Here is a 13,402-nt window from a genome sequence, read left to right as displayed (position 1 = left end):
TTATACTAAATAGGCAGTATATTGTTTCTTTCCTGACTTTAATCAGGCAGAAAATGAAAGATAAAAGGAGAGAGGATCATGTTAAACGCAAAAGTAGCAGAACTGTTAAACACACAGATTAATAAAGAATTTTATTCCGCATACCTTTACCTGGATTTTGCTAATTTTTATGAGGATGAAGGTCTGAAGGGATTTGCCAACTGGTACAGAGTGCAGGCGCAGGAGGAAAGAGACCACGCTATGCTGTTTATCCAGTATCTTCAGAACAATGGAGAAAAAGCAACCTTAGAGGCAATAGATAAACCAGGAGTTGCTTTAAGAGACAGAATGTCCCCTTTAAAGGCTGGTTTAGAGCATGAGGAATATGTTACAAGCTTAATTCACAATATTTACGATGCTGCATATTCAGTAAAAGATTTCCGCACCATGCAGTTTTTAGACTGGTTTGTAAAAGAGCAGGGCGAAGAGGAGACAAATGCATCTGACCTGATCAAAAAAATGGAATTATTCGGAGACGATGTAAAAAGCCTTTATATGCTGGACAATGAATTAAGCGCCAGAGTATATACAGCGCCATCTTTAGTTCTTTAATTAGAAAAGGTTTATTTTTCCTGCACTATTAGGCGCTTTCACAAAGATTTATGGTTATTTTTATCTGATCTGCAGAAAATAAGAATACAGGAGGCATGTTAGCTTCCCATAATCTTTGGAGAAAGGAGAAAAGCCATGCAGGAGAGAGAATATAAAAACAACGGAAGTCTGGCGGGAATTAATACCTTTGATTTAACTTACAATCCAGAAGTAGCGGCTGAAATCAATTATGATGACAAAGACCGCTACGCCAACAGGGCAGATATGAACGATACTATGCCTTGTGATATTAAGGGAAAGTTGGAGATTCCTGATAAACGGGAGAGACGGGACGGTCCCGGAGGAAATTAATACCTTGACAGTTATTTTTACAGCGCTGCTGCCGGTCTGAAAAAGGGCCGGCAGCATTATTTTTATCGGGGCTGTAAAATAAGTCCTTAATTAGGAATCGCCAGTTCCGGCAAATGCCGGTTCTGGCGATTCCTTGTTTCAATATCTGTTATATGAACATGATTTCTGATCTTATATGTAAAAAAACGTACACTTAATAAAGCTATATGTATAACTTTTACATTTTAAGCAACTATTTCTTTTCTTCGCTTTTTATTATGATATTTATAAAGGTTAAAGCCACACGAAATCAATGTGACTTCGAGTATTACGTTTTTCTCGCCTCTCCGAAATAATCTTTTGTAAGATTTATCCCACTTTAAAATCCCAAATGTTCCTTCTGCCTGAATACTTCGATTCATTCCTAAAAGACTTCCTTGGGTGGTTTCAAGATTTTTGATCACCTCCTGATGGATGGCTGTCAATTCCTGATTCATGCGAATTGTTCGATTACCAGAGGCCTTTGAACTGCATTCTTTTTTATGCTGGCAACCATCTCAAGATTCACATTCATAGAGTTCTTCTGTTCTTCCATATTTATTCTTATAAACATGACGTTTGCCTTTAAAGTAAAATCTCTTGCCATTTGGGCAGATCGGGTTCCCAGATTCATCCCTTCCAAAGTTTACAGCACGATATGGGTCTTTATGATATTTCTTATCTGTTGTTTCTTTCTTGAACATAGTGAATTTCATATACTTTTCCATCCCATGCTCTTCACAATAAAGATCGTTATTGTAAGAACCATATCCCGCATCGGCAACTGGATATTTGGGGTAATGTCCGTACATTTCATTAAATTTCTCCATCAGCGGAACAAAGCATTCCATATCTGATGCATAGTGTTTTACATCTACTGCCGCAATGTATTCATCACAGACAGCAGTCTGGAGATTATACGCTGGAAGCAGCTGATCATTTCCCATGTAATCTCTTTTTAAACGCATAAATGTGGCATCATGGTCTGTTTTGGAATAACTGTTTCTTTCATCTCCACAGATTTCTATATGATGTGCATATGTTTTCAAGCGTTCAAGATATCTCTGCAATTCCTGATACTGTTTTTGCTGAATACTTTTTCTGTGACCACAGCCGGAAACAAACGAGGACTCCTTCAGAGCTGTTTCTTTTTTGTACATTTCCAACAGTTCACAAACATAATCAATGGCATACTCTTCCCTCTTTTGAAGCTTTACACCGAAATAGCTTAACACGTTTTGGTTCATGGCCTCGATCAGCATTGAAATCTTTTTAAAAACCTTATCTCGATTTTTTGTACAAGATTTTTTCCATATCCAGGTATATCGATTCGCATTCGCCTCTATTTTAGTACCATCGATATAAGTATGTTCCAGATCCACCTGGTTTTTTTCAAAAATATAAGTATTCACATCCAAAAAAATCTGTTCGATTGAATCTGTAAGTTCATTTCGGATGATGTTGCCGAAAGTAACAAAGGAAGGGGGTCTCATGCCATCAAGCAGGTACATGTATCGGATATCATTTCTACAGAGTTTTTCAATATTTCTCAGAGAACAGATTCCGTGTTCCATAAAAGCAAAGAGTATTACTTTGAGGAGTTTTTGTTCATCACATCTTGGACGACCTGTTTTGTATCCCTTCTCTACAAAATATCCTGATAGGTCAATGTGATCCATTACTTCGCAGAAAGTATATACAGGATCAGAAATATCAATTAATTTTTCAATTTCTAATGGTAATTTTAATTGTCTTACAGTATAATTATTATTGGTATTTTTAGTTAGTCGCATAATTAATTATACCAAAAAAACGCTGAAATCTCACGACCTCAGCGTTTTTTTAGAGCTGTTTTTTTACAGCCCCGATAAAAACGCTCCGCTATGGATGCGCACTCCGCGCCTAAGGAAATTGGCTGCTAAAGCAACCGCGCTCCGGCACCAGTGTGCGCTGCAGCGCACACTTTATTACTTTATAGGAAAGCTACACCAGTGCGCAAGGCGCACACTTTTTTGTATAATATAGAAAAGGGGTGATTTATGTGAAAATAATTGACGCTCATCTGCATTTTGTACAGGAGCCTTATTTTAATGAAATAGCCAAACAGGCAGGCCATTTAAATACAGATGAGCACTTGAGAAGTGAATACAAAAGGCTGGGATTTGCAGGGGGCATTGTTATGGGGAACAGGTCTTTAGATCTGGAAAACCACCAGTACCCTGAAATGCTGAAATATTGTGTAGGTTTAGATAAGGTATATTTAAAAAATAATAATATAGAAAGCTCTTTAAGCTTAATAGAGGCTCATTTACAGAGAACAGAATGCTGCGGCATCAAGCTTTATCCCGGATACAATCCTGTGTATGTTTATGACAAAATGTATGCCCCGGTTTACCGGCTGGCCAGAAGGTATAATAAGCCTGTTGCCGTCCATATGGGGGAGACAGCCAGCCCTGATGCCAGGCTTTGCTACAGCCATCCCTTAACCTTAGACAATGCGGCGGCAGAAAATCCAGATGTACGTTTCGTCATGTGCCATTTCGGAAATCCCTGGCTGGCAGATGCAGCCGCAGTAATCAGCAAAAACAAAAATGTGGCAGTGGATTTGTCGGGTCTTTTAGAGGGACGGGTAAATATAGATCAATTATTTATAGACCAGTCAGGTTATTTGGATATGGTAAAGGCATGGCTGGGATATATTAATGCATGGGACAGAGTAATGTTCGGCACAGACTGGCCTCTTGTAAATTTGGAAGAGTATGTGGAATTTATAAAAAGACTGGTGCCCAAAAAGTATTGGGATAATGTTTTCTGGAAAAATGCAGAGAATATTTATATGGGCAAGTGCTGAAAAACTGAGATCTTACAAAATTATCCATTTTCGTAATAAAATTTACGACTGCTTACAATAGTATGTCAATCTCCTGCGGCATATTGACCGTGGACCTGGTTCAAGGTATAAGATAAGAGACGTCCTGGAGGACAAATCTTATAATATATGCAGCAGGAGGAAAACAAAATGACAAAAACTATAATAAAAATACCTGTAAAAATGCTTACAGCAGCAGCCATGACGTCTATATTTGCAGCAGCAGTATCTTTTACATCCCTGGCAGCAACAGGATGGACAGAGGAGGACGGAGAATGGGTTTATTATGACAGAGATGGAGAACGGGTTACAGATCAGTGGAAAAAATCAGGAAGCAACTGGTTTTATCTGGATGAAGACGGCTATATGTTAAGAAGTTCGATTGTAGAAGATGACGACGATTATTTCTATGTAAATTCAGCAGGAGCCATGGTATCTAATGAGTGGCGGGAAGTAGACAACGAGGATGACAGTGAGGAGGATGCATCGGATACAGTTTGGTATTATCTCCAAAGCAATGGCAAGGCATATAAGGGAAGCAGCGACAGAACGGCGTTTAAAACTATTAATGGAAAAAAATATGCATTTGACGAAGAAGGAAAAATGCTGTACGGCTGGGTTAGCCAGTCATCAGAACGGGTAACAGGAGACGACGCCTGGAAAGAAGGAGTTTACTACTGCGGAGAGCCGGAGGACGGAGCCGCTGTTATGGGAAATTGGATGGAGATTAATGTAGTGGACGAGGAAAATGAGGATGACGATAATCCAAATTACTGGTTTTATTTTAAGTCAAACGGCGTTAAGGTAACTGATTCCACCCGCACAATTAACGGCAGAAAATATAAATTTGACGAAAACGGAGCGGCAGAGTTTAAGTGGTACAGCGCGACTCCAAATTCTGCTACAGCCAGCGAATATCAGTATTTTAATGAAGAGGATAACTGCCAGAGAGCAGACGGATGGTTCCAGGCAGTTCCACCGGAAGACGTAGATAAAGAAGGATATGACGACGACGAGACGTTCTGGTTCTATGCCCAGTCTAATGGAGAATTAATCACCTCTGAACTTAAAAACATAAAAGGTGAAAAATATGGCTTCAATGAATACGGAGAAATGCTAGAAGGTTTGTATAAGCTGGAATTTGAAGGAAACAAGATTATTTCCAGCGAGGAAATTGAAAGTGAGGACGATCTTCCAGACAACGAAGATACCTGCAGCGTATACTGGTTTGGAACCTCCCCAAAGGACGGAGCAATGCAGACCGGCAGTAAAACCATTGAAATTGACGGAGAAAAATATACATATTTCTTCTATAAATCAGGTTCCAAAAAAGGACGGGGAGTAGAAGGCATTTATGACGGCAGTATTTACATTAAGGGCAGACGTTTAGAGGCAGAAAAAGATGAAAAGTATGCGGTAGTAGACTTTGAGGACAATCAGTATCTGGTAAACACATCAGGAAAAATTATGAAAAATAAGAAAAATATAAAAGACAGCGACGACACCTATTACTGTACAGATAAAAATGGAATTATTTATTACCAGGACGGAGAAAAGTACGACAAAAATGCAGAACAGTAATACAAAAAAGTAATACAGGAGTAAAGCAGTGAGAGAAATGTATTCTATAGGAGAGATCGCAGGGCTGTTAGGCGTCAGCAGGGACGCTTTAAGATTGTACGAGAAAAAGGGACTGATTGAACCAATAAAAGGCAGCAATAATTACAGGTACTATTCGGCGGAAGATGTTTGGAATCTATTTCATATTTTATTTTACAGAAGCATTAACATGAGCTTAAAGGAGATTCTGGAAGTATCCCAGCAGGATCTGAAAAAACAGGAGGATGTAGTGCTGAGAAAAATTCAGGAGGAAAAGGAGCAGATTCTTCTTCACCAAAGGTACTTAAATAAGCTGGAAATGATTCGCCAGAATCAGAAAACAGTCTGTGAAAATGCAGATAAATATTCCCTGCAATACTCTCCCAAATTGTACCTGATGTCAGATTTCTATAGGGATATGGAGTACACCAGACAAAAATGGCTGGAATCTGTTAAGATAAATCCATTGATGGAGTGGGCCCTGCTTCATGGAGAATATGACGCCGGACAATTAAATGGGCCTGCCAGAATTTGTATAGCCATGAAAGAAGAAAAATTTCAGTGGCTGAAGCAGGAAGTGAAAGGGAAAACAGCAGTTATGCAGCCTCAAAAATGTTTGTACACAGTTAAGGCTTCAGACAGCTGCGAGCCGGACCGGAAGGATTTAGAAGACTTAATAAGGGAAGCTGAAAAAAGAGGAATCAGATTAAAAGGAGACATTCATTTTCACTATATTCTGAATTACAAAGACAAAGAAAAAACAAAATATTTTTTAGAGATCTATGGGCCGCTTAAAGCTTAGACGGCATATAATCTAAACCTGAAAAAAGGCTTTGGGACAGTATAATAGGCTGTCGCCAAAGTCTTTCTTTTTCTGGAAATTTTACTGATATGATAGAAAAACTTTAATAATTGTTAATAAAAATATGAAAGTATTTTCCTATTTTCCTGGTTATAATAGCAAAAGGAGAGAAAGAAAGGGGAAATAATGGAAGAACAACGGAATGATGAAGTGTTTGATCAAGAGTTAGAAGAAATGATGAAACCTGACCAAGGAGGAAAGAAAAAGAAGAAACAAAAGAAATGGAGCCGGAAAAAGAAGCTGGCTGCAGGCGGCGCAGTTTTTCTGATTTTATTAGGATTTATAAAAGCAGCAGGGGGAAGGGGAACAGATTTAGCTGTGGAAGTAACTCCTATGTCGAAAGGGAATATTCAGGAGATTCTCTCCGTCAGCGGTCCAATATCAGGAACTGACAGCGTAGACGTAGTATCTAATCTACATGCAGAAATTCTGGAACTTCCGGTTAAGGAAGGTGATAAAGTAAAAAAAGGAGATTTACTGGCAGTGCTGGACACAAAGGATGTACAGGAAGAGCTGGATATTGCTCAGAATGCATATGATTTGTCACTGGCCACTTATAATGAAAAAGAAAGAGAGGCCAAAAACGGCTACGCCAAGGCAGCTCAGGATTATAAAACAGCCCAAGACAACAGGAACAGAACAAAAATGCTGTTTGATTTAGGCGGGGCTTCCCAGGTAGATATGGAAACAGCGGACAATGAATTAAATAACGCTTTAAGGACTTTGTCAGAGTACAATGTAAAAGACGGCGTTGCTGTGGCTGACGAGTCCTGGAGGCTTCAGGTAAAGGAGGCGGAGTTTAACCTTCAGAGGAAAAAGGAGGAAATGGAAGATACCAGAATTACCAGTCCTATAGACGGTACAGTTGTCAGGGTGAATACAAAGATCGGACGATTTGCGGACAAGACAGACGATAATAACGTACCTTTATTTATTATAGAAAATCTGGACGTGCTGGAGATGGAAATTGATGTCAGCGAGTACTCTATAGGAAAGGTAAAGGTAGGGCAGAAGGCTGAGATCAGCGCAGATATTTTAAACGGTGAAAAGGTAGAAGGAACAGTCACTAATATCTCCCCTACAGGAGAGGAAAAAGGCGGAGGTTCTACAGAAAGAGTAATTCCCACCACAATCAAAATAGAAGAAAACAGTTCAAAGCTGATTGCAGGCATTACTGCAAAAGCAGAGATTGTGCTGAATCAGGCAGAGGACGTGTGGGTTGTTCCCATTTCAGCCATTATTTCCAGAGACGATAACACATACATAGGAATTGTGGAAAACGGGAAGGTAAAGCTGATTCCAGTAGACACAGGAGTAGAAAGCGATATTATGACGGAGGTAATTCCAAAAGAAAGAGAAGGCTTAGAGGAAACCATGTCATTGATTGTGTCTCCCGGACCAGAAATATCAGACGGCATGGCGGTGACAGCGATTCCGTCAGGAAAGTAAAGGTGGCCTTTTATGATATTAAAAAGAAAACAAAAGCTTCCTTCCTATATTACTGAAAATGTAACAGAAGACCTGATACGTCTGGAAAATCTGGTGAAAATATACGATACAGGGGCGTTGAAAGTGCTGGGACTGAAAAAGATTAATCTGACAATAAAGCGAGGAGAATTTGTAGCCATTATGGGTCAGTCAGGATCTGGGAAGTCTACCCTTATGAACATTTTAGGGTGTTTGGACCGCCCCACTATGGGGCACTACTACCTGGACGGCATAGACACAGCCCAGATGGGGCCAAATGAGCTTTCCGCAGTAAGAAACAGAAAGATTGGTTTTGTATTTCAGTCATTTAATCTGATATCCAGAACATCAGCATTAAAAAATGTAGAGCTTCCCATGACATATGCTAAAATGTCTAAAAAAGAGCGGGCCAAGCGGGCTATGGAGCTTTTAGAAAAAGTAGGACTGAGGGAAAGATGGGAACACATGCCCAATGAGCTTTCAGGAGGACAGAGACAAAGAGTTGCCATTGCCAGGGCCCTGGCTAACCAGCCGCCTCTTATTTTAGCCGACGAGCCCACCGGCAATCTGGATACAGCTGCCTCTGTGGAAATTATGGAGCTGTTTGGAAAACTGCATAAGGACGGAGCCACTGTAGTATTAGTTACTCACGAGGAAGACATTGCAGCTTTTACAGAGCGGATTATACGTTTCAGGGACGGACAGATTATCAGCGATCAATTAAATAAACACAAGGCTCTAAAGGCAGATGGGGCCCCGGCCGGGGAGGGGGAGACAGATGCTGTTTGAAAATATGACTATGGCTTTTCAGGCGATTAAAACAAATAAAATGCGCTCCTTTCTCACCATGTTAGGCATTATAATCGGTATAGGCTCTGTAATTTCCATTGTTTCTATTGGAGACAGCATGAGAGCTTTATTTGCCGACTTATATAAAGAAGTGGGTATTACAAGAGCCTTAGTATATGTAAATTGGTATGTAGATGATTACAGGCAGACGGATAATTTTACTTTAGATGAGCTGGAGCGGGTGAAAACAGTATTTTCAGACCGGTTAGATTACATTGACAGCAGCGCTTACGTGGATACAGAGCCAATATATAAAAGGAATAAGCTTAAATACAGCTTTCAGGGAATTGATTATAATTATGGAGACGTGATGCCGGTAAATATTGTGGCTGGAAGAATGTTAAATGAAAGCGACGTGAAAGGCCGGAAACACAACGTGGTGCTGGAGGAAGGCGGAGCAAGTGAGCTGTTCGGGACCCAGGATGTTGTGGGAAAAAGTATGCGCATGACAGTGTACGGTGAAACCAGCCAGTATACAGTTGTAGGCGTGTACCGGAAGGAGCAGAGTCCCTTTCAGGCTATGATGATGGGAAGCGGAGATACAAAAGAAGGATTTCTTCCTTATACTTTGCTTACCTGGCCCAACGATTACTTTGGACAGCTGAATTTTTTTGCCAAACCTGATACTGATATGGAAGGCTTATCCAGGGATATGCGCCAATATGTAGCTAAAATCAAGGGGCGCACGCCGGATGAAATTACATTTTATTCAGCAAAAGAGGAAATGGGAAGCTGGGATTCAATTTTGGGAGGCCTTTCTGTAGCAGTGGGAGGCATTGCAGCCATATCCTTAATTGTAGGCGGCATAGGAATTATGAATATTATGCTTGTATCTGTGACAGAGAGAACAAGAGAAATTGGAATCAGAAAGGCTTTAGGAGCTACTACAGGAGATGTGCTTATACAGTTTCTTACAGAATCAGCTATTTTGTCCGCCTGCGGAGGAATCATTGGAATCATTCTGGGAACAGGGATTGTTTCTTTAGGAGGACTGGTTTTGGGGATACAGGTGGTAATTAAGCCGGGGGTAGTAATTTTGGCAGTCTCATTTTCAGCTATGGTTGGAATATTCTTTGGATTGTATCCTGCATCCAGGGCTGCAAAGGCTGATCCTATTGAAGCCCTGCGCTATGAGTAGCGTGTTGCGCGGTGGTAAATTTTATGATATAATGTGAGAACTAATGAGTTTTTTAGGGATTGCAACAGCCCCTCTTGATGGAGAAACAGATATATGCTGAATGAAGACAAGATCCACTTAATGACAGGAATAGCTATGTATGAAAAAAAAGAAGGTAAAAACATGCTTTGCGTAGAAAGCATGTTTAAAAGTGATTATGTAGGCAGCAACATGCTGAAATCATTTTTTCGGTATACCTGCAGCTTTTTCCTGGGATTTTTTGTATGGGCCTTATATTCTGTAGAAGATCTGTTAGAGCAGGTGACGGTAGGCCATCTTGTAGATTTAGCTGTGAGAACCGGGCTGGGCTACGGCATTGGCCTAATTTTATATTTGATTATTGCATACCATATTTACAGTAAGCGATATGATTACGCTAAGGGAAGCATACGAGTGTACGTGGCAAAGCTAAGACGTTTAAGCAAGCGCTATGAATTCCACAGCAGAAAAAGAGAACTGACCGGCAAAGGAGGACATGCAACATGATGGGATTTCTCGTCTTCAGAGAAAGGATGAGGGAGGTTTACGGAAAATACGGAGCCTATATTCGTCCGGCAGTAAAGTTCTTTCTGATGGCCGCAGTGCTGACAGTTATAAATCAAAATATTGGTTTTATGACAAAGCTTCAAAGTCCGCTGCTTACAGTGATGATATCTGCAGTATGCGGGGCTTTGCCCTATGGATTAATTTCTATTATTGCCGGGGTATTTGCACTTATGCATATCAGCAGCGTTTCCTTTGAAATCGCTTTGCTTACCGGAGCTTTTATGATTATTATTATGCTGCTTTACTACGGCTTTCAGCCAAAGGACAGCTATCTGTTACTTTTGACTCCTTTGCTGTTTTTTATGAAAATTCCATATACAGTGCCTTTGCTGGTAGGGCTGTCTACAGGTTTGATTTCCGTAATTCCTGTCAGCTGCGGCGTTTGTATTTACTATATTTTTCTGTATATTAAACAGAATGCCGGGGTGCTGACCGGCGCCGGTTCAGTGGATATCGCCCAGAAATACGGTCAGATTATAAAAAATCTAGTTTCTAATCAGTTAGTTTTTGTAATGATTCTGGCGTTTGCCGTGGGAATTTTAGTAGTATTTATTATCAGAAACACATCTGTAGACTATTCCTGGACTATTGCGGTGGCAGGCGGAGCGGTGGCTCAGCTGGCGGTGATTTTTGCAGGAGACTTCCTGTTTAATATTACAATAGAAATATTCCCGTTGATTATCAGTATGTTAGTATCAGTGGCTATTGCCATTATTTATAATTTTTGCGTTTTTACGGTGGATTACTCCAGAACAGAATATCTGCAGTATGAGGATGACGACTATTATTATTATGTAAAAGCAGTTCCTAAAATTGCAGTGTCAACTCCTGATGTGAAGGTACAGCAGATTAATGCCAGGAAGTCCGGCCGTCATGGAAGAACAGTTTAAAGGGGGAGTGATAAGATGGCAAAAGTGGTGGAGGGATTATATTCATGGCTGTCATTTGTGCCAAGAATAACATCCCGTAATATACTTGAGATTGCTATTATAACATTTTTGGTATATGAAATCCTGTATTGGATTAAAAATACAAGAGCATGGACGCTTCTTAGAGGTATAGTGGTGATTATGGGCTTTACCTTGTTTGTCTATGTGCTTCATTTGGAAACAATATTGTGGATTATTAAAGAGTTTGCATTAATTGCAACTACGGCGCTGATTATTATATTTCAGCCTGAACTTCGCAAGGCTCTGGAGCAGCTGGGAAGCCAGAACTTGATTTCAGGAATTTTGTCATTTGACGACAGAGAAGAGTCGTCGGCCTTTACTGAGAAAACCATTAATGAAATAGTGAAAGGCACCATAGATATGGCCAAGGTGAAAACAGGGGCCCTTATGGTAATTGAAAGAAACGTATCCTTAAAGGAGATAGAAAGAACAGGAATCGAAGTCAGCGGTATTGTTACAAGCCAGCTGCTGATTAATATATTTGAGCACAATACTCCTCTTCACGACGGCGCTGTGATTATCCGCGGAAATCGTATTGCCGCCGCCACCTGTTATCTGCCTTTGTCCGATAATATGGCAATCAGCAAGGATCTGGGAACCAGACACAGAGCAGCAGTAGGAATCAGCGAGGTTTCAGACAGCCTGACAGTAGTGGTGTCAGAGGAAACAGGCCGGGTGTCTGTGGCAGAAGGAGGAGGCCTTAGGAGAATTTCTGATGCAGACGAGTTGAGAAAGGCGCTGTCCACCCTTCTGGCAGATGATAAGATGTCGGGCAAGAGATTTAAAATATGGAAGGGAAGGCTGAAAAATGAAGAAAAAGATAACAAATAATCTGGGACTGAAGCTGCTTTCTCTTTTTCTTGCTTTTTTCCTTTGGCTGCTGGTAGTAAATATTTCCAACCCAATTATCAGCGGTACAGAAGAGGTGCCGGTGGAAATTAAAAACGAAGGAGTTTTGACAGCAGCAGGCCTGGCTTACGAGATTGTGGGAAAAAGTACGGTCACAGTAAATTACCGCGTTCATATTTTAGATGAATATAAAATCAGCTCTTCAGATTTTAAGGCATATATTGACCTGGAAAATCTATATGATGTAACAGGCGCCGTGCCGGTAGAGGTGGAGGTTGTAAGCCATAAAACAGAATTAAGCTCTAGCTCGGTGGAGATTACGCCAGGAGTAATACACGTAAATACAGAAGAGCTTCAAAGGAAGTCCTTTGCCGTTCAGGGCAAACCGGTGGGAATTCCCAAAACCGGGTATGATTTAGGAGATTTAAAAATCACTCCTGAGTATGTTTATGTTAGGGGACCAGTGTCCCAGGTTGGACAAATCAGCTATGTAGGCATTGAGTTTGATGTGGAGGGAGCTACAGCAGACATAACAGGTACAGCTTCCCCTCAATTTTATGATGCAAATGGAAATAAAATCGAGGAGCTGAGCAGAGTTACTGTGGATATAGAAGAAATCACTTATGAACAGTCTGTGCTGAAAGTAAAAAGCGTACCGGTTATCTTTAATGTAGGTGGTACGGTAGCTTCTGAGTATGAATATTTAGGCCTGGAGACAAGCGCTCAAAGTATTTCCGTAGTAGGCGAAAGCTCGCTGCTTCAGTCTTTAACCGCCATCAACATTCCGGAGTCTGAGTTAAGTATTGAGGGAGCCACAGGAACAAAGAGTCTTACAATAGACGTGACTAAGTACTTGCCGGAGGGCGTGGACGTAGTTGGAAATAACAAAAATATTACAGTAAAGCTGAAAGTGGAGCCTTTGGTGACAAGAACCTTGACTCTGAACTTAAAGGGATTGCCTGAAACAGGCAGAGAAGACGATTATAAGTATTCCTTAAATTCAGATTCTGTGGAGGTGACAGTAAAAGGCCTGGAGGAAGCTTTAAATAATCTGGACGCAGACCAGCTGGAGGCTGAGATCAGCCTGGCGGGCATGATTCCGGGAGAGAATCCAGGTGTTCTGAACATTGAGGATACTGACACTTATAGGGTAATCAGCTATACGCCGTTTACAGTAACTGTTACTGAGACAGTAGCTCCGGTTTCTGCAGGGGCGGACAACGTGGCTGAAAAAGAGGAAACAGAGACACATTCTTCAGAAACTACTGAATAAC

At 40.7% G+C, this 13,402-nt stretch carries 12 protein-coding genes and 1 pseudogene; 12 read left to right on the top strand and 1 reads right to left on the bottom strand.

The annotated features are described in order from the left end of the window. The first annotated feature begins 78 nt into the window (after positions 1-78). Positions 79-591 carry a ferritin gene (locus C1A07_RS04495; RefSeq protein ID WP_101876044.1) on the top strand — a complete coding sequence of 171 codons (513 nt, stop codon included), beginning with the start codon at positions 79-81 and terminating at the stop codon, positions 589-591. A 135-nt stretch (positions 592-726) separates the two neighbouring features. After that, entirely contained in the window at positions 727-942 is a 216-nt protein-coding gene (locus tag C1A07_RS04490; RefSeq protein WP_101876043.1) for a hypothetical protein, read from the top strand. Positions 943-1,166: 224 nt separating this feature from the next. On the opposite strand, the pseudogene C1A07_RS04485 reads toward C1A07_RS04490, so the two are convergent. Next, positions 1,167-2,753, bottom strand: a pseudogene (locus C1A07_RS04485) (transposase). 248 nt (positions 2,754-3,001) lie between these two features. Between C1A07_RS04485 and C1A07_RS04480 the strand changes: the two are divergent. The 10 genes from C1A07_RS04480 to C1A07_RS04435 all read left to right on the top strand — a co-directional run bounded on the left by C1A07_RS04480 (position 3,002) and on the right by C1A07_RS04435 (position 13,401). After that, positions 3,002-3,811: an amidohydrolase family protein gene (locus C1A07_RS04480; RefSeq protein ID WP_101876042.1), complete on the top strand. Its 810-nt coding sequence runs from the start codon at positions 3,002-3,004 to the stop codon at positions 3,809-3,811. A gap of 168 nt (positions 3,812-3,979) precedes the next feature. Beyond that, on the top strand, positions 3,980-5,410 hold the full coding sequence (locus C1A07_RS04475; RefSeq protein ID WP_242972245.1) for an N-acetylmuramoyl-L-alanine amidase family protein: 1,431 nt from the start codon (positions 3,980-3,982) through the stop codon (positions 5,408-5,410). A 37-nt stretch (positions 5,411-5,447) separates the two neighbouring features. Beyond that, positions 5,448-6,230, top strand: a complete 783-nt coding sequence (locus C1A07_RS04470) for a MerR family transcriptional regulator (RefSeq protein ID WP_242972350.1) — start codon at positions 5,448-5,450, stop codon at positions 6,228-6,230. 186 nt (positions 6,231-6,416) lie between these two features. Continuing rightward, positions 6,417-7,739 carry an efflux RND transporter periplasmic adaptor subunit gene (locus tag C1A07_RS04465; RefSeq protein WP_101876040.1) on the top strand — a complete coding sequence of 441 codons (1,323 nt, stop codon included), beginning with the start codon at positions 6,417-6,419 and terminating at the stop codon, positions 7,737-7,739. A gap of 12 nt (positions 7,740-7,751) precedes the next feature. Beyond that, the gene (locus tag C1A07_RS04460; protein WP_101876039.1) at positions 7,752-8,546 is read left to right on the top strand and encodes an ABC transporter ATP-binding protein; all 795 of its coding nucleotides are present in this window, start codon (positions 7,752-7,754) and stop codon (positions 8,544-8,546) included. Then, positions 8,536-9,744: an ABC transporter permease gene (locus tag C1A07_RS04455; RefSeq protein WP_101876038.1), complete on the top strand. Its 1,209-nt coding sequence runs from the start codon at positions 8,536-8,538 to the stop codon at positions 9,742-9,744. The genes C1A07_RS04460 and C1A07_RS04455 overlap by 11 nt, the downstream gene beginning before the upstream one ends. 93 nt (positions 9,745-9,837) lie before the next feature. After that, positions 9,838-10,269: a hypothetical protein gene (locus C1A07_RS04450; RefSeq protein WP_101876037.1), complete on the top strand. Its 432-nt coding sequence runs from the start codon at positions 9,838-9,840 to the stop codon at positions 10,267-10,269. Next, positions 10,266-11,219 carry an ABC transporter permease gene (locus C1A07_RS04445; RefSeq protein ID WP_101876036.1) on the top strand — a complete coding sequence of 318 codons (954 nt, stop codon included), beginning with the start codon at positions 10,266-10,268 and terminating at the stop codon, positions 11,217-11,219. Before C1A07_RS04450 ends, C1A07_RS04445 begins: the two co-directional genes overlap by 4 nt. A gap of 15 nt (positions 11,220-11,234) precedes the next feature. Beyond that, the gene (cdaA, locus tag C1A07_RS04440) at positions 11,235-12,110 is read left to right on the top strand and encodes a diadenylate cyclase CdaA (RefSeq protein WP_101876035.1); all 876 of its coding nucleotides are present in this window, start codon (positions 11,235-11,237) and stop codon (positions 12,108-12,110) included. Beyond that, positions 12,088-13,401, top strand: coding sequence for a CdaR family protein (locus C1A07_RS04435; RefSeq protein ID WP_101876034.1), 1,314 nt, complete (start codon positions 12,088-12,090; stop codon positions 13,399-13,401). Before cdaA ends, C1A07_RS04435 begins: the two co-directional genes overlap by 23 nt. The last annotated feature ends 1 nt before the right edge of the window (position 13,402 follow it).

It is taken from the genome of Lachnoclostridium edouardi (assembly GCF_900240245.1).
GTDB lineage: Bacteria > Bacillota > Clostridia > Lachnospirales > Lachnospiraceae > Lachnoclostridium_A > Lachnoclostridium_A edouardi.
The sequence above is the reverse complement of the archived record's forward strand: the minus strand, read 5'-3'. Positions and strand labels throughout refer to the sequence as shown.